20 protein-coding genes and 1 riboswitch are annotated in these 17,213 nt (G+C 44.2%); of the genes, 9 read left to right on the top strand and 11 right to left on the bottom strand.

The features are described 5' to 3' along the window. Window positions 1-62: 62 nt before the first annotated feature. Window positions 63-782, bottom strand: a complete 720-nt coding sequence (locus tag AB4274_RS05685; protein WP_004733012.1) for an SDR family oxidoreductase — start codon at window positions 780-782, stop codon at window positions 63-65. Window positions 783-992: 210 nt separating this feature from the next. Here AB4274_RS05685 and AB4274_RS05680 point away from each other — a divergent pair, with 210 nt between their 5' ends. Continuing rightward, window positions 993-1,898 (top strand): LysR family transcriptional regulator, encoded by a 906-nt coding sequence (locus tag AB4274_RS05680; protein ID WP_137371631.1) that lies wholly within the window; start codon window positions 993-995, stop codon window positions 1,896-1,898. Between the two features lie 40 nt (window positions 1,899-1,938). Here the strand turns inward: AB4274_RS05680 and AB4274_RS05675 are convergent, their stop codons facing one another. Further along, on the bottom strand, window positions 1,939-2,277 hold the full coding sequence (locus AB4274_RS05675; protein ID WP_004741127.1) for a helix-turn-helix domain-containing protein: 339 nt from the start codon (window positions 2,275-2,277) through the stop codon (window positions 1,939-1,941). A gap of 105 nt (window positions 2,278-2,382) precedes the next feature. Here AB4274_RS05675 and AB4274_RS05670 point away from each other — a divergent pair, with 105 nt between their 5' ends. Together AB4274_RS05670 and AB4274_RS05665 are read left to right on the top strand one after the other, a co-directional pair. Further along, a complete protein-coding gene (locus AB4274_RS05670; protein WP_065584096.1) occupies window positions 2,383-3,150 on the top strand; it encodes an SDR family NAD(P)-dependent oxidoreductase in 768 nt (255 codons plus the stop codon). 135 nt (window positions 3,151-3,285) lie between these two features. Next, window positions 3,286-3,939: a cupin domain-containing protein gene (locus AB4274_RS05665; RefSeq protein ID WP_372111290.1), complete on the top strand. Its 654-nt coding sequence runs from the start codon at window positions 3,286-3,288 to the stop codon at window positions 3,937-3,939. 77 nt (window positions 3,940-4,016) lie between these two features. Here AB4274_RS05665 and AB4274_RS05660 read toward each other — a convergent pair whose 3' ends face one another. Continuing rightward, window positions 4,017-4,655 (bottom strand): NAD(P)-dependent oxidoreductase, encoded by a 639-nt coding sequence (locus AB4274_RS05660; RefSeq protein WP_372111288.1) that lies wholly within the window; start codon window positions 4,653-4,655, stop codon window positions 4,017-4,019. Window positions 4,656-4,809: 154 nt separating this feature from the next. Between AB4274_RS05660 and AB4274_RS05655 the strand changes: the two genes are divergently transcribed. Next, complete coding sequence (locus AB4274_RS05655) at window positions 4,810-5,706, top strand: LysR family transcriptional regulator (protein ID WP_017069812.1); 897 nt, start codon at window positions 4,810-4,812, stop codon at window positions 5,704-5,706. Window positions 5,707-5,837: 131 nt separating this feature from the next. Here the strand turns inward: AB4274_RS05655 and AB4274_RS05650 are convergent, their stop codons facing one another. After that, on the bottom strand, window positions 5,838-6,686 hold the full coding sequence (locus AB4274_RS05650; protein WP_017064918.1) for a hypothetical protein: 849 nt from the start codon (window positions 6,684-6,686) through the stop codon (window positions 5,838-5,840). 338 nt (window positions 6,687-7,024) lie between these two features. Beyond that, entirely contained in the window at window positions 7,025-7,681 is a 657-nt protein-coding gene (gene ribB, locus AB4274_RS05645; protein ID WP_004733029.1) for a 3,4-dihydroxy-2-butanone-4-phosphate synthase, read from the bottom strand. A 188-nt stretch (window positions 7,682-7,869) separates the two neighbouring features. Beyond that, a riboswitch (FMN riboswitch) is annotated at window positions 7,870-8,020 on the bottom strand. Between the two features lie 386 nt (window positions 8,021-8,406). Between ribB and AB4274_RS05640 the strand changes: the two genes are divergently transcribed. Beyond that, complete coding sequence (locus AB4274_RS05640) at window positions 8,407-9,150, top strand: phosphatase PAP2 family protein (protein ID WP_102398156.1); 744 nt, start codon at window positions 8,407-8,409, stop codon at window positions 9,148-9,150. A gap of 101 nt (window positions 9,151-9,251) precedes the next feature. On the opposite strand, the gene AB4274_RS05635 is transcribed toward AB4274_RS05640, so the two are convergent. From AB4274_RS05635 to AB4274_RS05625, 3 genes are all read right to left on the bottom strand, one after another. Continuing rightward, on the bottom strand, window positions 9,252-9,614 hold the full coding sequence (locus AB4274_RS05635) for an MmcQ/YjbR family DNA-binding protein (protein ID WP_372111286.1): 363 nt from the start codon (window positions 9,612-9,614) through the stop codon (window positions 9,252-9,254). A 78-nt stretch (window positions 9,615-9,692) separates the two neighbouring features. After that, window positions 9,693-10,418 carry a sulfite exporter TauE/SafE family protein gene (locus AB4274_RS05630; protein WP_170962367.1) on the bottom strand — a complete coding sequence of 242 codons (726 nt, stop codon included), beginning with the start codon at window positions 10,416-10,418 and terminating at the stop codon, window positions 9,693-9,695. Window positions 10,419-10,639: 221 nt separating this feature from the next. Further along, on the bottom strand, window positions 10,640-11,851 hold the full coding sequence (locus AB4274_RS05625; RefSeq protein WP_017061697.1) for an MFS transporter: 1,212 nt from the start codon (window positions 11,849-11,851) through the stop codon (window positions 10,640-10,642). A gap of 29 nt (window positions 11,852-11,880) precedes the next feature. Here AB4274_RS05625 and AB4274_RS05620 point away from each other — a divergent pair, with 29 nt between their 5' ends. Then, on the top strand, window positions 11,881-12,030 hold the full coding sequence (locus tag AB4274_RS05620; RefSeq protein WP_017061698.1) for a hypothetical protein: 150 nt from the start codon (window positions 11,881-11,883) through the stop codon (window positions 12,028-12,030). Window positions 12,031-12,490: 460 nt separating this feature from the next. Further along, the gene (locus AB4274_RS05615; RefSeq protein WP_017065874.1) at window positions 12,491-13,105 is read left to right on the top strand and encodes a YitT family protein; all 615 of its coding nucleotides are present in this window, start codon (window positions 12,491-12,493) and stop codon (window positions 13,103-13,105) included. Window positions 13,106-13,225: 120 nt separating this feature from the next. Here AB4274_RS05615 and sigZ read toward each other — a convergent pair whose 3' ends face one another. Further along, window positions 13,226-13,810 carry an RNA polymerase sigma factor SigZ gene (gene sigZ / locus AB4274_RS05610; protein WP_017061700.1) on the bottom strand — a complete coding sequence of 195 codons (585 nt, stop codon included), beginning with the start codon at window positions 13,808-13,810 and terminating at the stop codon, window positions 13,226-13,228. Then, entirely contained in the window at window positions 13,794-14,090 is a 297-nt protein-coding gene (locus AB4274_RS05605; protein WP_004733042.1) for a helix-turn-helix transcriptional regulator, read from the bottom strand. Before AB4274_RS05605 ends, sigZ begins: the two co-directional genes overlap by 17 nt. Window positions 14,091-14,323: 233 nt before the next feature. Here AB4274_RS05605 and AB4274_RS05600 point away from each other — a divergent pair, with 233 nt between their 5' ends. Next, on the top strand, window positions 14,324-15,424 hold the full coding sequence (locus AB4274_RS05600) for a permease (RefSeq protein WP_017070391.1): 1,101 nt from the start codon (window positions 14,324-14,326) through the stop codon (window positions 15,422-15,424). A gap of 100 nt (window positions 15,425-15,524) precedes the next feature. Here AB4274_RS05600 and trmY read toward each other — a convergent pair whose 3' ends face one another. Next, on the bottom strand, window positions 15,525-16,124 hold the full coding sequence (gene trmY / locus AB4274_RS05595) for a tRNA (pseudouridine(54)-N(1))-methyltransferase TrmY (RefSeq protein WP_017061702.1): 600 nt from the start codon (window positions 16,122-16,124) through the stop codon (window positions 15,525-15,527). Window positions 16,125-16,380: 256 nt separating this feature from the next. On the opposite strand from trmY, the gene AB4274_RS05590 reads away from it, so the two are divergent. Further along, entirely contained in the window at window positions 16,381-16,905 is a 525-nt protein-coding gene (locus AB4274_RS05590; protein WP_065584102.1) for a DUF3087 family protein, read from the top strand. Window positions 16,906-17,213: the final 308 nt, after the last annotated feature.

Genomic DNA, 17,213 nt, shown 5'->3' with positions numbered 1-17,213 from the left:
ACGACTTGTTAAGTCGTGGCGCTTTTTTAGTTCATCGCTTATTTATTAGCGATGGCAAAGGCCTATGGCTGTTGCTTAGTTGGTGCTAGAGCAATCTCACGGATACATACATTCTGTGGTTGTTGGTAAGCGAATGATACAGCGCGAGCGATATCGTCAGCTGCCAATACGCCACCCATGTCTTCTTTCCAAGAATCGTAACCGTCTTTGATCTCTTGAGATGTTGTGTGAGACAGAAGCTCAGTTTCTACAGCACCCGGTGCGATAGTGGTAACACGAACATTTGAAGCCGCCACTTCTTCACGAACGTTCTCAGAAATAGCGTGTACCGCGAATTTAGTACCACAGTAAGCTGCGTGGCTTGGGAATGTTTTCTTACCCGCGATAGAGCTGATGTTGATGATAGTACCCGTGTTGCGTTCCATCATCGGAGCAAGTACAGATTGCATGCCGTTTAGAAGACCAATTACGTTCACGTCGAACATTGTCTTCCACTCTTGTGCGTCTTGAGTATCAATTTGACCAAGAAGCATTGCACCAGCATTGTTGATAAGTGCATCTACAGGGCCAAACTTCTCTTCACCTTGTGCGATTGCTGCATCAAAAGACGCTTTGTCTGTTACGTCTACTTTTACTGACAGTGAGTTTGGTAGATTCAGCGCTTCAAGGCGATCAACACGACGAGCTAAAAGTAGCAGAGGGTGACCTTCATCGCTTAGACGACGAGCGATTGCTTCACCAATACCAGAGCTTGCACCTGTAATTACGATTAGTTTTTTCATTTTATTTCCTCTGTACTTTTATTGCGTCGGTTGGCTACGACGGGTTGTTTAAGTGCATTCGAATCAAGTGCTTGTTGCCTTGCTTCGTTGCGATGGAGGTATATTAAGGAAAATAGAATTGTTGATATATAGCGCTTTACTTGAAACACTGTTGCTGTGGTGCAACAATAAAAGTGTCTATCTCATAACCTCACTAGTAAGCTGGCGGCCATGCTCAATCAAATTAACCTGTCTGATATTCGTTCTTTCGTGCTGATCGCTCGTTTAGGTAATTTCACCAAAGCGGCGGAGGAGTTGGATGTGTCTCGTTCCCACGTATCACGCCAAGTGAGCAGCCTAGAAAAGCAGATGGGTGTGACACTGTTTATCCGCACCACTCGAACCTTAAGGTTGACTCACGCAGGGCAAGATCTGTACGCGAGATGTGAACAAGCCTTAGATAATATAGACCAAGCCTTGATTGCTGCTGTGGATGACGTCGAAGAAGTACGTGGCGACATAAAAGTAAACTGTGTTGGCGGTTATCTGGGCGAGGTGATCATCGCGGATCTGGTCAATGAGTTCATGCAACTCTACCCAGACATCAGCATCAGCCTTGATTTCAGTAGTAACCGAGTCGACTTGATTGAAGACGCGTTCGATATCGCATTTCGTATGGGAAGCCTTGAAGATGCGGGCTTTATCGCGAGAAAGCTTTTGGACATCGAGATGGGAACGCTCGCAAGCCCTGAATATTTTGCTCGCAAAGGAAAGCCAAACCATCCTAAAGATCTCATTCACCATGACTGCTTAACGGGGTCTGTGCGTAAGTGGAGCTTTCAAGCTTTGGATGACACCAAGAAAACAGTCGATGTTCATGTCACGGGTAGGCTGCAATGTAAGAATGGGCGAGTGTTGGTGCAAGGTGCGAAGTCGGGTAACGGGATTATTCGAGTTCCCACCATCTATTGTTTACAAGAACTCAATGATGGACAACTAGAGCAGGTGTTTGATGAGTGGGTAGTACCTAAAGTGGACTTTTCAGCGATCTACCACCGAGACCGCTATCAACCAAGCCGGATTCGAACCTTTATTGATTTTGTGAAAAGTCGCTTTGAACAAATGCCGGTGAGCTAAGTGGGTTTGCTGTTTCTGCTATTCGTTTGACCGGTTTGGGCTACATTTCGTCGATTTCGTTTTGTAGGCTTTCCAGTTGATCTAGAATCAGTAAGAACTTTTCACCAAAGGGTGTCACTTGGTATTCAACTCTTGGTGGCAGTTCGTTGAACATCTGCTTATCTAAAATCCCGAACTCCACATTTCGCTTCAAACATTCATTCAATACCTTGGTTGATAACCCTTCGACCGAACGCACCATTTCACCAGGGCGATTGATGCCATTTGCCAGTAATTGGTAAACCGTTAGTGACCATTTACAGCCGTAGATGGTTTCAACCATACGAGCGGAACGCTCTGGTGCTGATTTTCTTGAAAAAAAGTTTTCCTGATTTTTCATAAAGATGTACCAATAAGTACCTACCTAACCGATTTGTACTTACTATTCATAGTGTTAGTTCAAAGCCTAAGATTACCACGTTCACATGACTTAGGAGATAACAAAATGAACTTCACTAAAAATGGTATTGCAGTCGTAATTGGTGGCACAAGCGGCATGGGCTTTGAAACAGCGAAGCAGTTAGTCGCTCAAAACATCCATGTGTTGGTGGTCGGCAATAACCCAACTAAGTTAGATAAAGCGGTGTCAGAGCTGCAATCGCTCGGTCATGCTTCAGGCTGGCAAGCTAACCTTTATGATGATGCAAGTGTGTCTCGTCTTATTACGCATTTAGAGTCGCTCGAAGAAGGTATTGGTTACCTTGTGAATGCGGCTGGTTACTTCAACCCTAAAGCGTTTATTGAACACCAAGAATCTGATTACGAGCAATACATGCAGCTCAATAAAGCAACCTTCTTCATCACTCAAGCTGTCAGCAAGTTGATGATCAAAAACGGTGGCGGAAACGTGGTAAATGTAGGCTCTATGTGGGCCAAACAAGCTATTAGAGCGACACCATCCTCTGCGTATTCAATGGCAAAAGCTGGCTTGCACGCTTTAACACAGCACATGGCGATGGAGCTTGCGGACTACAACATTCGCGTGAATGCGGTTTCTCCTGCTGTTGTTAAAACGCCGATTTACGAATCTTTCATCAAACCTGAAGAAGTGGATCAAGCGCTAGAAGGCTTCAACGCGTTCCATCCTATTGGTCGAGTAGGTTTGCCGAAAGACATCGCTAATAGCATCTCTTTCCTACTGTCAGACAGTGCAGATTGGGTAACGGGTGCAATCTGGGATGTTGATGGCGGTGTGATTGCTGGTCGTAATTAATTAGGCTTCTTTTTAGGTGGCTGTCGCGTAGGCAAAATAGCAGCGAGATGGCCTCCTTGATGAGTATTCGCGTAGAATAGAAACTAGAAAGACAACAATAATAATTAAAACAATATTTAGAGTAAGGTCGTCATTATGCTCAACATGGACTTTTCAAAGAGACTGGTTATAGAAACCGAACCACTAGATTGGGTCGCGAGCCCTGCAAAAGGGGTATGGCGTAAGCCACTTGAAAGAGAAGAGAAAGAATCGGGCCACACGACTAGTGTGGTGAAGTACGATCCTGACTCTTCGTTTTCTGAGCACCCACATCCGCAAGGTGAAGAGATCTTCGTATTAGAGGGTGTGTTCTCTGATGAAACCGGAGATTTCCCTGCTGGCACTTATATCCGTAATCCGCCGGGCAGCGCGCATTCCCCATCCAGCAAAAATGGCTGTACGATCTTGGTTAAGCTCAACCAGTTTGATGCGAGAGACTTAACTCAAGTTCGCATCAATACGCTAGAAACGGAATGGTTACCTGGTATTGGTGGCTTACAAGTGATGCCGCTGCATGAGTTCGAACACGAGCATGTCGCGTTAGTGAAGTGGCCAGTTGGCGAACGTTTTCAGCCACATCGTCACTTTGGCGGTGAAGAGATATTTGTACTTTCTGGCACCTTTAAAGACGAACATGGTGAGTATCCAAAACACACATGGATGCGCAGCCCGCATATGAGCGAGCATTTCCCTTATGTGGAAGAAGAGACCGTTATCCTAGTGAAAACGGGTCATTTGCCATTGGATTAAAGGAATGCTCAATATAAAGATGAGAAAGCCGCATTGTTTTGAACAAGCGGCTTTTTTAGTTTTTATATATGAGCTGACTAGTAAGCGACACCAATACGTTGGCGTGGGAACTTGCCAGCTTCTAGTTCATCAATCATCGCGATAGCGTAGTCGCTGACGGATATTTTGCTGTTGCCATCTTCGTCAGTGAGCAGTTGATCACCACCTGTGCGGTAGGTTGATAGCTTATCGCCCGGGAAGATTTCCGCAGCAGGGCTCACGAATGTCCAGTTAACCTTGTCATTAGATTGTTTGAACACTTCAAGGGCTTCTCCTTGTGCTAGCGCTTCGTTTTTGTAGTCCGCAGGGAAGTCAGGAACGGTAACTAACGGTACGTTTGGCGCCACTTCTAATGAGCCTGCACCTCCCACCCAAAGTAGACGTTCGATGCCAATGCTTGGCAATGTATCAAGCAACTTAGCTGCTGTGTTTTTTACGATGTCGTGGTTGCCTAGAGCGCGTCCACCAATCGAAGCAATTACCGCATCAACGCTTGAGAAAGCGGTCGCTAGACTTGCCGCTTCATCTTGTAAATCAAATGAACGAACTTCAACATCGCTAATTTCTACGCGGCTTGCATCTCTTACAACAGCAACGACTTCGTGTCCGCGATCTTGAGCTTCTTGAGCGATGTGACTACCAATCCAACCTGATGCACCTAATACTGCAATTTTCATAATGTCTCTCCAATTATCTAATTTATTGAGTCTGTTTCTCGACAGCCATTGCAGTCTAATAGCTCACTAGGTTGCGATAAATATCATAAAATGATGTAGATTGTATCTATGTAGCTAGCTAATAGGTTTTATTCAGTGGATAAGGGAAAGTGTGATGGATAGGTTGACGGCAATGCGTAGCTTTGTCGAAGTTGCGAATTGTGCCAGCTTCACCCAAGCAGCTGAGCATTTGGACATGAGTCGGTTGCAGGTTTCACGTCATGTTCAAGAGATAGAAGGGTGGCTGAAGCAGAGGCTATTACATAGGACGACTCGAAAGGTGAGCTTAACCGCGGCAGGGGAAATCGCTCTGCAGCGCTGTGAGAAGATCCTCCATGAGACCGCTGAGCTAGAAGTTACTTCACTCAATCAAACCGATGATCTTTCTGGAACCATTCGAATTGCAGCTCCGATTGGTTTAACTCAGCACATGTTGTTGGATGTGGTCGAACAGTTCACCGAGCGCCACCCTAATATCACGGTCGAACTGTTTGCCTCAGACCGCTTTACTCAGCTGGTGGATGAGAGGATCGATATTGCACTTCGTTATACCGATCAACCTGATGATAGTTTGATTGCACGAAAGCTAATGGTTATTGATTCAGTGGTGTGTGCCTCGCAAGCCTACTTAGACAAACATGGTGAACCTGAAACGGTCGAGGCGCTTCGACAACACAATTGTTTTCGTCACTTGAATGTTTCTAAGTGGGATTTTGTTAAGGACAATCAACACTATTCAGTTGAGGTGTCTGGCACTATCAAGGCTAATGATGTTGGAGTGCTAACTCGCGCCGCACAGCACGGGAAAGGGGTAGTTCGTTTACCTTGTGACTTAGCCAACCCACTGATTGCGAATGGCAAATTGATACGAATATTGGATGAGTTTGTTTCACCGAGTAGTGTGCTGTGGGCGGTGTATTTGTCTCGTAGTTATCAGCTGCCGGTTGTTCGTCAGTTCATTGATTTTGCCGCAGAAGCTTGGTCTAGCGATATCAAATCTGGCGATGTTTGAAACTTCATAGGCAATGATACATAGCGATAGAATTTTAAAAGCTCATAAATACAAAAATCCGATATCAATGGTGATATCGGATTTGAACTCAATAATTCAGAGTTCCAGCACGCTCTCCTCTCACGAAGTCTTTACATGTAATGATGTACGGATAATCGGGTATTTATTACCTTTTCGTTTACGTCTGGTAAAGGCTGATACAAGCTTCTCGTAATATCGGATAATACTTGGTCGTAAACTTGCGACACGACGCTAGAGATATCACTGGTTAATTCGTACATGCTATCTGCCGGTTGGGTCGCTTCGTTACTTGATGCGATCTCTGAGAGTGCATGCATCGCTCGCGTACAAACCGGTGACCCACTACTAAGAGGGCAGATAATCGATAACTGGTTGAGTTTTCTGTGTGTCTGAGAGGCGTAGAATTTGAATCTCGCGTACTCCTCAGGCTTCTCCATATCAGGTATGCACATGCGTAACTTGGTCAGGATCTCCATGCAGTCTAAGATCTGTTGCCAATTCATGTGATACTCACGGCTCATGTCTTCTCGCTCAGACTGAATAAGCCAGATGATCATCACTTCATCCATTAAGAACATGCTGTGACGTATCGTTTTGCCATGAATCGATTGGTTACGCACCAAGCTACGGTTTTGCCAGTCGCTGTGCATGGCGATGAGCTTGAGGTGATAGATGCGATACATAGGGCGGCTATCAAACGACACATGGGACTGAAGCAGTTCAGATACTTCAAGTATGTTGTCGTAAATCTCGTTCACTTTGCGAATCGAGTCGCTAGACAACTTATAAGCTAGAGCATAGTGCGTTGCCGCGCGATGTTTGCGTGATAACAACAATAATTCTCTAAGCAGAACTAAGGTTTCAAACCTGTGTGATAGCGCTGTTTGTCTCTTCCTTGAGAAATGAAACAGGGCCGCAAGTACTAATAGGGATAAACCCACTGAAATAACTACAAACATATTCAACTCCTAATATTTGTATACCTACTTAGTGGTAGTGCAGACACCGTGCCAAAATAAATAAGTGTTATATTTCAGTTGCTTATGATTTCCCTGTAATTATGGATGATCAATGATGGTGCATGACTTCACCATTCTAGTGAATGTTTCTCATATTTTGCAGGATTTTTTGAGAGGTTAGTCGTGGGCGATGAGATGGAACTTAGATTTCAGTGTAGGAAATGAAGAAGGCCTCACCCTTTATATACTTTTAACTAGAAAAAGCAGTAAGAGTGAGACCTTTCAATGTTCATTTCTGAGTTTCGTTAGCTTAAGAGCTAAGCGTTTAGCACTAAACGTTACGCAAGCTTAAGGTCGAACTCAGTGCGGTACATAACCATATCTTCAATGGTCAGTACTGGCATGTTGTGCATTTTACCGAAAGCAACGATCTCTGGCGCTTTTGCCATCGTACCATCCGGATTGGTTACTTCACAAAGTACACCGGCAGATTGAAGACCAGCCATTTGCATAAGATCTACTGTACCTTCTGTGTGACCACGGCGAGCAAGTACGCCACCTTTACGCGCGCGTAACGGGAATACGTGGCCAGGGCGAGCAAGGTCAGTAGGCTTAGCCGTTGGGTTTGCCGCTGTCTTGATCGTTGTTACACGGTCAGCAGCAGAAACACCGGTCGTTACACCTACTTTCGCTTCGATAGTTACTGTAAACGCAGTTTGGTTTGCGCTGTTGTTATCAACAACCATAGGCGGAAGTTCAAGTTGGTTTGCTTGTTCGTCAGTTAGACACAGACACACAATGCCGCTGCATTCGCGGATCATAAGCGCCATTTGAGCATTCGTCAGGTGTTCTACTGAGTAGATGATGTCGCCTTCGTTCTCACGATCTTCATCGTCAAGTAGAAGTACGCCACGACCTTCGCGCAGAGCTTGCAGTGCGTTTTCAACGCGAGTGATTGGTTCGCCAAATTCGGCAAGTAGTGAAGACTGATTCATGGTTAAACTCCTAAAATATCACCAGAATCAGGGCTGTATGAGGGATCTCAACCGAGCACAACAAAGCCTACTCATTACAAGTCAACTTTAGCTCATTATGGTTTTATCCAAAACGAAATGCACCCGCCTAAGTTGGAGGTACGAACCCAACTCACGCGGGTACGCCTTTCCAACTTAAACGAGTGTGTTTTCATTCTCTCTCATCCGGACTATAACCGTCGGCTCTGGCATCTCACCAGATCTGCTGACCTCGACGAATCGAGCGCTCGCGGGCTTATCTTTAGATTTTGCTAAGGACATACCGCCGGTGGGGAATTTCGCCCCGCCCTGAGAATAAAAATTAATAATCTGTTTTGCTTTTGAAAGCAGACCAGATGGTAATCCTTTCAATAGTGGATTTAAAGGACTGACAGCAAAGTTTTTAAGATTCTGGCCTTATAATCCGGTAAGTGTTCACTTTATCAGCAGAACGCGTCCGGTAGCCTATTAATGGGATGATGCCTTTGTCTCGTCTGGTTTCAGTGGTTTTTGCTATCTCTATGAACATAAATGGATGTTGAACATTATTGGTGCTGGCGTGGCTGTTCACCGAATCAATACTCAAGAGGTCCATTAATCGAATATTGTTACACCATGACGGCTGACTGACCGTTTTGACATAAAATTGATATTGACGATGCTAAGCTGCGATAGCATCCGACCACTTTATCTAAAAGATCTTAGCCATGACTTCTCTGTTCTCTAACAAATCCAAAGGCTTATTACTGCTCGTTCTAAGTTTGTATTCCCTCATACCCTTTTTGATCTTTGGATCTGACTTCGACCTTGGAAGTGCTGTTTTGCCTTTCTATGGCGCCTTCATAACGTTTGTGACTTACTCTGCGGGCAATCAAGGGTTCTTGGTAACACTAGCGATTTTGTCTTTAGTATTGTTCACGATGAAGTTTTCCAAAGCGAAGTTAGTCAGTCTTTGTCTGCAGCTCGGCTTGTTGTTGGTGCTTAGCTTTGCAGCGAAAACCTTCTTAAAGCATTCCACTGAGAGCCCTCGTCCTTATTCTGAGTATTTGGTGACGCAGGAAGTGGTTGATATGCCGGAAGTGTTTTACGAATTACCATTGGTTGAAAAGAATGCTGCGATTGAGTCTGTACAAGATAAGGTGAGCGAGTGGCGAACGCGTCACTGGTTGGGTGAAACTGACTACTCTTTCCCATCTGGACATATGATTTTCGTCGGTGTGTGTTTGGCGTTCTTTGGTGGTCTTCTCCTAGAGGCGAAACGCTTTTATCTAGTCGGCGGTTTACTGGTTTGGGCTGGTGGTGTCGCCTATAGCCGTGTTTGGCTTGGCATGCATCGACCAGAAGACTTGGCGGCGTCTATCGCCTTTGCGGGTTTAATTTATTTATTAGTGCCACTGGTGCCAACGCAAAAAATAGAACCGTTATTGCCTAAGTTCCTCAGAACGGATTAAACATTTAAGAAGAGCTTCGCTGTTAAAAGCAACTTAGTTCTTAATAGCAAGTTAGTTCCCCCAAAGCAATTTGGCTTTCGTTTAGCAAGCGGAATCTCTGGCTATTGATTGAGCCCGAGTTCTGCTTGTTTCTTTTTGGTTAGTCCCAAAGAGACGATTCGGTGAGACTCCGTGAGGTAGTATCTCAACTCGCCATCCCTTTCTGGTGTGCTCTCAAACAGCTGAATCCACTTCATTCCGCGTGAAGCAAAGTAGGGGGCAGGTTTATACCCTGGCTCTTCTTTGAGAAAATCGAAATTCCGATCAGATGCCTTGAAGATAAATGCAGGCTCGTCGTTTGGTCCCCAACCTCCAATCGCAAACACCTTGCCTCCCACTTTCCAAACGTGAGAGTTATTCCACTGCATCACGTAGCTGGTGGCTGCTTGTGATTCACAGAATGCATTGAACTCGTCGTATGTCATAGAGCGTCCTTTTATCTACTGGGTGTTTGTGTTGGTTTTCTAAGATGTCTTTCTTCTTCTTGTCTTTATCGCCAATAACTAGCCAGCTAAACCCTGCCAGATTGCCGTAAAGCCACTGAGAGAACATAGCAGTAATGAACCAATGCGTATCTTCTCTTTAGGGATGCTTTGTGTCGTCATTAACGCCACTTTGTAACCCAACCAAGCAGCAGGCAACAAAGGTATAGTGATGATCAAGTGGTGTAGCGTGAAGAAGCCAATTGGGATCTGTACAACCAACGAAATGATCGAACTAAACACGAAAAACGCAGAAAGGTTACCACGAAGCTGATTGGCATCTTGGTGTTGGAGTAGCAGTGCCATCGGTGGACCACCAATACCAGAACTGGTGCCAAAGAACCCAGAGAAGAACCCCGCAATACCCATCTTAGTTGGGGTTGGTTCGAGTCTAAAGGGCAGTAGGCTAACAATCACGGCAAATACTACCAATAAGCCCAACCATAGTGATAACACGCTCGTTGAAACCATCACCAACAAAGCACCACCTGCCAGTGACCCAGGAATACGGCCCAGCAATGCGATTTTTAATCCGCCAATAGAGATATTTGCTCTATGTTTAAAAGCGTTGAATAACGAGATAAACAGACCGATCAAACAGATAGGCGCAGGCACATAATCTGGAGAGACTAAAAACAGCAGTGGGGCTGCAACAATGGCCAAACCAAAGCCGATTGCGGTTTGCACAAACGAGCCGACAAAAATGAGTGTCATTGCGATAAGGACAGTCTGATCTATGTATTCCATAAGCCTGCGGATTAGTTTTAAAGGAGCGGGTGGATACTATAAATGAAAACTAAAATAATAGTCTTATTATTCAGTGAGCTTTATGCCAGTTTCGCTAGTTATAATTTCTACTATAACGACCAACAAAAAAGCGAGTGAGTATCTCAGGATGCTTCCTTTCAATACTCACTCGCTTTATTGGAACGACTTGTTTACGCTAGTGGGGGAGTCAGCATAAAACGTTAAGCCATTGCCAATTTCAGTCGCTCAATGGGCTTGTCATTGATTGGTAAATGGATAAGTGCTGCTGCAAATGCCAGCACCACCGTTGACCACCAGATTGGCTCATAAGAACCGTAGTAATCGTAAATACGACCACCCACCCAAGCGCCTAAGAAGCTACCCACTTGGTGAGTAAAGAATACCAAGCCGTACAACGTTGATAGGTAACGGGCACCGAAGATCTGACGAACTAAGCCAGACGTTAGCGGAACTGTACCCAACCAACAGAATCCAATGGCCGCACCGAAGATAGCCGCGGTTGATTCAGTCACAGGCAGAGTCACAAACGCACCGATAACCACAGTACGCACTAAGTACAGTGCAGACATAACGTGGCGTTTGCTGAACTTGTCGCCCATTACACCCCAGAAGTAAGACCCAAAGATGTTGAAGATGCCAACGTAAGCCAGTGCCATCGCAGCGCTGCTCGCGGGTAGGTCTTTATCTGCTAAATAGCTCGGTAAGTGCGTTGCGATAAACATTACGTGGAAACCGCACACGAAGAAGCCCGCGTGAATCAACCAGTAACCTTTGTGAGCAAACGCTTCAGACAACGCTTCTTTGAGTGTTTGGTTCTCTTCAGCTTGCGCTTGTTTGTTTGAGGCTGCTTTAGGCGCTCGCATGAACAGCGCAAAAGAGATCATCAAACAACACAGTACACCAAACACTTGCATCGCACTCTGCCAGTCAAATTCATTCAGCATGTATTGTGCGCCCGGAATTACCGCGAACATACCAAATGAACCTGCAGCCGTGGTTAAGCCAAACGCCTTAGCCGCGTGCTCTGCTGGTACAACTTTCGCTACTGCGCCAAGCACGATCACGTAACTTGTCGCACTCAAGCCAAGACCAACCAGTGCGCCTAACGAAACGTAAAGCATGCTCGATTCGGTAGAAATTGAGGTAAGAAGTAAACCCAAACCGTAAGCACATGCGCCAGCAATAATGATGCGTCTTGCTCCCCATTTGTCAGCGGCCATACCAACAAAAGGTTGGAACACACCGAACAATAAGTTTTGTAGAGCAATAGAGAAGCTGAAAAACTCTCGACCCGTGCCGAAATGCTCTGAAATTGGCATCATGAAAATGCCGAATGATTGTCTGATCCCTAGACTGATAATAAGTGTGCCTATCCCTAGCCATACCAGTAAAGGAAAACGGAAAATGCTCATTCTAATACTCTTAAATTAATGGTGGTGATGTGAGTGGTCTTGCGCTGACATGTGTTGGTCAGTCATCTCATGGTGATGTTCGTGCCCAGAATGATCATGCCCTGACTGCTGGTGGCAACCACTGCTTACGGCATGCTGAGCCAAGAGATCAATCAATGGCTGACTGTGATGCACAATAACCAAACTAATGACGAGGAATAACGTCATTCTGGCAAGTTGGGCAAAAAGAGATTGTGAAAACATACGGTGTTGACATGCGCTCAATGTTGTAAGAAGTCGCGCATCATAGTGATGAGTCGGGTATGTATCAAATGACCATTTGTGATGTAGTCTATGCGTTTTATGCATAGATTGTCGCTTGATTGGAATTGGTATAAAACGCGCTCAATAAATAAGAAAACTTGAAGCTCGTTAGTTAATAGAAACAAGTATCTAATTAAGAATGAAAGTCTAAATTAAGGCTTATAACTAGCTGTTTAATTTAAAGTTTCACAAAGCTGTAAAAACTAATATACAAACTAATCACTAAGCAACATTGCTCGTTCACTCGACTTATCTGTCAAACATCGTAAATTTGGGCATAAATCGTTTCAAGACTACTGAAACGCGATGTTAAAAGATTCAGGGAGAGTCATTCACATGGATAAAGATCATAATCTTCGCGAAAACTTACTGGCACTGATCTTAGGTAGCGCATTGGTTTCACTCGGCGTTATCTTTTTCAACCAAGTCGGTTTGCTCACCGGGGGCACGGCTGGTCTAGCGATCTTCATTACCAAAGTAACAGATTTGAGCTTTGGCCAAGTATTCTTCGCACTTAACTTACCTTTCTATATTTTGTCGGTTGCTCGTATGGGCTGGCGCTTCACAATCAATACGTTTATCGCGGTTTCGATTGTTTCGTTCGCCGTGGATCACTTGTATCACGTGATTCAAATTGCCGAAATTCATGCATTGTATGCAGCTTTACTTGGTGGTGGCTTGATTGGTACCGGCATGCTGGTGATTTTCCGTCACAAGATGAGCTTAGGTGGCTTCAACATTCTGGCGTTGTTCTTACAAGAACGTTTTGGAATTCGAGCAGGTAAGGTTCAGATGGCATTAGACTGCACGATTGTTGTGCTTTCTCTGTTCATTGTTGATGTGTCATTGGTTCTTCTGTCTGTGCTTGGTGCGATAGTCACCAACTTGATTCTAGCAATGAATCATAAACCGGGGCGCTATCAACCTGTGGTAAAAGCGGAAGCAGCATAGTTCGGTTCGCTCAAGCTCTAGATTTGCTTAAGTAAAGAGTGATTTGCAGATTATGAAAACAACAAAGCCAGCATTAATTGCTGGCTTTGTTCTATTGAAATAACGGATTCGATGTAACGATTAACACTTGCCGCAGCTGGCGTTCGGCTTAAGCTCGCAATCAATCACATTGCCTTGTTGATCAAGGGACAAGTTACAACACTCTTCAAACAGGTTCTTAAGATCAGCACGGCTTTTTTGCACGCGGGATTTAACCGTTGAATAGCTGACGTTCTGCGCTTCTGCGATCTCTTTTTGGCTTTGGCCTTTGATGTCGACCGCAAGCAGTAGCGATGAACTTTGTTCTGGCAATGCCTGAATAAAAGGTTCAATACACAATGAAAGTTTCTGCTTAAATTCAGAGTCGTGGTCTAAATCGGTAAACCACAGATCTTCAGCATCAATTTGGCTATCACGTTGTTGGCGTGCATGCTTACGGTAGAAGTCGATAATGGTGTTGTTGGCTAACTGGAACAGCCAAGCCTTAACACTGCTAGCATCTTGTACCTTATCTAAGTTCTGATAGGTCTTAATCAAGATATCTTGGAGCAAGTCGTCTACATCCGCAGAGTTGTTGACCTTTGAATGCAGGAATGACTTTAATGCTTGCTGATACTCGGCCCAGACTTGTTCGAGCTTCAAAGGTGCATTAGTTGCACTGTTCATTTACGCAACATTCGTCTTGTAAGAAATCAATCACACCTTCTAGGCACTCATACTCCGCCACGCAGAATAGAGTTCTTCCTTCTCGTCTTTGGCTGATTAGGCCCGCAGACGCCAAGCTTGATATGTGGTGAGACAAGGTAGAACCGGGAATGCCTAGCTCTTCTTGTAGGCCGCCAACTGCAATGCCTTGGTAGCCAGCTTTAACGACACTCTTATAAATGGTTAGGCGAATAGGGTGCCCCAACTCTTTAAGTGCTTTCGCAACGACTTCTAAGTTCATATTAACTCCTCAAGATTTAATTTCGATGTTAGTCGAAATGTATGTCGAATTCAAATTTAAAAACGGTGTCTGTGTAAGTTATTGAAAAACTGTGTTTTCGAAAATCATTTCGATTTTTATCGAAATAATGCTTGTTCTGGAGCTGTTTATTTCTATAATTCGAGAATATTCGAAATTAAGGGTTGGTTACTTTTCTCAGAGAGCCCGACCTTCAATCCAGTTTGGAGTTAATTATGAGCAATGAAATGTTAACAATGCTGAAAGACGCACTTGATATGTTCGCTTTCTTAGCAGTAGAGCTAATTATCCTTTTCTTAGCGATCAGCTACATTGTTGGGATTCTTCAAGAGTTCCTTACACCAGAAAAGATTCAATCTATCCTGAGCTCACGTAATGGTAAGGGTTATGTAGTAGCAGCACTACTGGGTGCAATTACACCTTTCTGTTCATGTTCGACCATTCCTTTCTTAAAAGGATTGCTGCGTGCAAGAGCGGGTTTCGGTCCAATGATGGTGTTCCTATTTGGTAGCCCACTATTGAACCCAGTGATCATTGGTTTGTTTGTGATTACCTTCGGTTGGCAAGTTGCTGTGTTCTACTTCCTTGTAGCAATGACGGTGTCTGTAGTGGCTGGTTACGCACTTGAGAAGCTTGGCTTTGAGCGTTACGTAAAACCTGAAGCGTATGAATCAACAGGTTCAGCTTCAAGCTGTGGCACTAGCTGTGGTGACTCTGCTCCTAAGAAAGCAGCACCGGTTAAAGCAGAATCTTCATGTGGTACAAGTGCATGTGGCGAACCTGCACCAGTAATGGCAAAAGAGACATCTTGCTGCGATTCTAAAAAAGAAGAGCCACAAGTAACGGTTTCATGCTGTTCAGCGGATGGAAGCGCAACAGCTGAAATCGTAGAGAAGAAAGAACCTAGCCGTTGGATGAGAATTTGGTTCTCAACTTGGAAAGACTTCAAACAAGTTTTCCCTTACCTAATGATGGGTATCGCGATTGGTTCATTCATCTACGGCTTCATTCCTACAGACCTAATTGCACAGTACGCTGGTGAAGGTATGTGGTATGCGATTCCAGTAGCTGCCGTGATTGGTATTCCACTGTACATTCGTGCTGAAGCGGTAATCCCATTAAGTGCAGCTCTAGTACAGAAAGGTATGGCGTTGGGTTCAGTAATGGCATTGATCATTGGTAGTGCAGGTGCAAGTTTGACGGAAGTTATCCTACTTAAATCAATCTTCAAGAACCAAATGATTGCAGCATTCCTATTCGTTATCCTAAGCATGGCGATGGGTGCAGGCTTCCTATACAGCTTCATCTTTGGTTAATCAGGCTTGATTATGAGATAACCCCCTCGATACCAAGAGATAGATAATAAAAGAGCTCACTTAGTTGAGCTCTTTTTTGTTTAGCTTATCAGTCCGGAGGCTAGAAACCGCGAATATCCAGCTCATTATTGATCAATACAACGCACTGAGAAGCAAACAGCATGTTCGGGCCTAAGCTGATTTTTTCTGTCCCTAAGCGCTTTAAGCTGTTGTAGCTTTTCTTCGGCATAGGGATGTGATCAGTAAGAAGGAAACATGGGTTTTCAGCAATCTCTGCATCACGGATAAAGTCACCTTTCTTATCCATCATGTATAGCTGGTGGTCTTCAGCCAGTTCTTTGACTAGTTTTTCAAAGCTCATAGTGCGAACGACGATTCCCGGTTCAACCTGACGAGTCTGCTCTTTGGTCATACCTTGAGAAGCATCAACCGCTCTTACTACCGCTGATAACAATGCCGATTCATGAAAGCCACCAATGTTGGTGATCTCATTTGAATCGAAAGTGATCGTACGTGAAAAGTCTTTAGTACTTTCTAATACAAGGTGTACGGTGACATTCTCACGGTGAGATTGAGCAACGAAGATCGTGTTCATCAGAGTATGAGCCAGAATCTCAGTATGAGCATCTTGCCCAACACCTTCTAAGATAAGTTTGCTCTCTGTAGGGGCTGCGCGAGCGCGTAATACAAATGAACGCATGGAATGTACCTTGTCAGTATGTGATAAAGCGAAACGGGCTTTATCAACATGAATTGATGAATAACCAAAATTGTGGCGGTATGTAACTCTTTTCTATTAATGAAGTCAAATAGAGTTGCGTATAGCGCCAACCAGAAGAACTCTGCGTATTAAATAGAGAATGACCACATTACAAGATGGTAAGGGTTGAAGCGACCCAATGTTTACGTAGATAGTATGCGCAAATTATTAGGTGACTTACATAAGGAAGTAGTCGATGAAGTTACAGAAGATCAATAAAGAAGAATATAGAAAGAAGATGAACCTGCTGTTGGTTTCGTTGGTTGGGTCACTCGCAGTGTTCGCCATTGTATTCGGAACCATACTGATCGAGCTATTCGGTTCAGGGCAATCAATCGCAGGCGAATCGACAGGTAATTTCCACTTGAACGTATTAGGTGTGATCTTATCAGTCGCATTGAATGCATTTATCGCGAGCCGTGTGAAAGGGCATGATTACTTCAAAGAAGCGCTTTATGTATGGAACCTTAAACAAATCCATAATCAAATCTATCGTAAGCTCAAGCGTATTCAACCCAAAGCTGAGCAAGGCGACCGAGACGCGCTGACCATCCTTTATTTCTATTACACCACGCAAAAACAGGTATACGACCTAGACAACAACACATTGACGATAAAAACAGTTCAGCAATCGCTAGATAACATCCTAGAAGTGAGTGAGAAATGGAGCATTGAGCTAGATATAGAGGCTTTTTCGAAAGATCTAATCGCAAAGTTTTAAGTAATACACCCATTATTGTATGAGCTTTGAGCTACGAAAGAGCCTTTTGACGTAAAAGTAGCCACTTAAGCAAGTTTTTTGAATTTTTATCAAAAAAGGGGTTGTCATGTTTTCGATGATCTCTATAATGCCGCCTCACTGACACGGCAGATGCCATAAGGCTTCAGCGGTAATCAGTAAGACGGAAAGTTCGAAAGAAATTAATTTTAAAAAGTGTTTGACACTTAAGATTAAATCGCTAGAATTCACGTCCGCTTTCAAGGGTTTCTTTGTGAAAAGAAAGTTTCGACAAGCAAAGCTCTTTAACA

Origin of the sequence: Vibrio sp. 10N.261.55.A10 (genome assembly GCF_041470825.1) — a bacterium.
Lineage (GTDB): Bacteria > Pseudomonadota > Gammaproteobacteria > Enterobacterales > Vibrionaceae > Vibrio > Vibrio crassostreae_C.
Note: the sequence above shows the minus strand (reverse complement) of the source record. Positions and strands in the feature narration are given on the sequence as shown.

What these genes read in the sequence shown, in the direction of transcription:
- AB4274_RS05675 (WP_004741127.1), bottom strand. Translation starts at nt 2,277, where the DNA reads ATGAAAAATCAGGAAAACTTTTTTTCAAGAAAATCAGCACCAGAGCGT.
- AB4274_RS05605 (WP_004733042.1), bottom strand. Translation starts at nt 14,090, where the DNA reads ATGAACTTAGAAGTCGTTGCGAAAGCACTTAAAGAGTTGGGGCACCCT.
- AB4274_RS05615 (WP_017065874.1), top strand. Translation starts at nt 12,491, where the DNA reads ATGGATAAAGATCATAATCTTCGCGAAAACTTACTGGCACTGATCTTA.
- AB4274_RS05635 (WP_372111286.1), bottom strand. Translation starts at nt 9,614, where the DNA reads ATGACATACGACGAGTTCAATGCATTCTGTGAATCACAAGCAGCCACC.
- sigZ (WP_017061700.1), bottom strand. Translation starts at nt 13,810, where the DNA reads ATGAACAGTGCAACTAATGCACCTTTGAAGCTCGAACAAGTCTGGGCC.
- AB4274_RS05665 (WP_372111290.1), top strand. Translation starts at nt 3,286, where the DNA reads ATGCTCAACATGGACTTTTCAAAGAGACTGGTTATAGAAACCGAACCA.
- AB4274_RS05625 (WP_017061697.1), bottom strand. Translation starts at nt 11,851, where the DNA reads ATGAGCATTTTCCGTTTTCCTTTACTGGTATGGCTAGGGATAGGCACA.
- AB4274_RS05640 (WP_102398156.1), top strand. Translation starts at nt 8,407, where the DNA reads ATGACTTCTCTGTTCTCTAACAAATCCAAAGGCTTATTACTGCTCGTT.
- ribB (WP_004733029.1), bottom strand. Translation starts at nt 7,681, where the DNA reads ATGAATCAGTCTTCACTACTTGCCGAATTTGGCGAACCAATCACTCGC.
- AB4274_RS05655 (WP_017069812.1), top strand. Translation starts at nt 4,810, where the DNA reads ATGGATAGGTTGACGGCAATGCGTAGCTTTGTCGAAGTTGCGAATTGT.
- AB4274_RS05650 (WP_017064918.1), bottom strand. Translation starts at nt 6,686, where the DNA reads ATGTTTGTAGTTATTTCAGTGGGTTTATCCCTATTAGTACTTGCGGCC.
- AB4274_RS05590 (WP_065584102.1), top strand. Translation starts at nt 16,381, where the DNA reads ATGAAGTTACAGAAGATCAATAAAGAAGAATATAGAAAGAAGATGAAC.
- AB4274_RS05600 (WP_017070391.1), top strand. Translation starts at nt 14,324, where the DNA reads ATGAGCAATGAAATGTTAACAATGCTGAAAGACGCACTTGATATGTTC.
- AB4274_RS05660 (WP_372111288.1), bottom strand. Translation starts at nt 4,655, where the DNA reads ATGAAAATTGCAGTATTAGGTGCATCAGGTTGGATTGGTAGTCACATC.
- AB4274_RS05630 (WP_170962367.1), bottom strand. Translation starts at nt 10,418, where the DNA reads ATGGAATACATAGATCAGACTGTCCTTATCGCAATGACACTCATTTTT.
- AB4274_RS05680 (WP_137371631.1), top strand. Translation starts at nt 993, where the DNA reads ATGCTCAATCAAATTAACCTGTCTGATATTCGTTCTTTCGTGCTGATC.
- AB4274_RS05685 (WP_004733012.1), bottom strand. Translation starts at nt 782, where the DNA reads ATGAAAAAACTAATCGTAATTACAGGTGCAAGCTCTGGTATTGGTGAA.
- trmY (WP_017061702.1), bottom strand. Translation starts at nt 16,124, where the DNA reads ATGCGTTCATTTGTATTACGCGCTCGCGCAGCCCCTACAGAGAGCAAA.
- AB4274_RS05670 (WP_065584096.1), top strand. Translation starts at nt 2,383, where the DNA reads ATGAACTTCACTAAAAATGGTATTGCAGTCGTAATTGGTGGCACAAGC.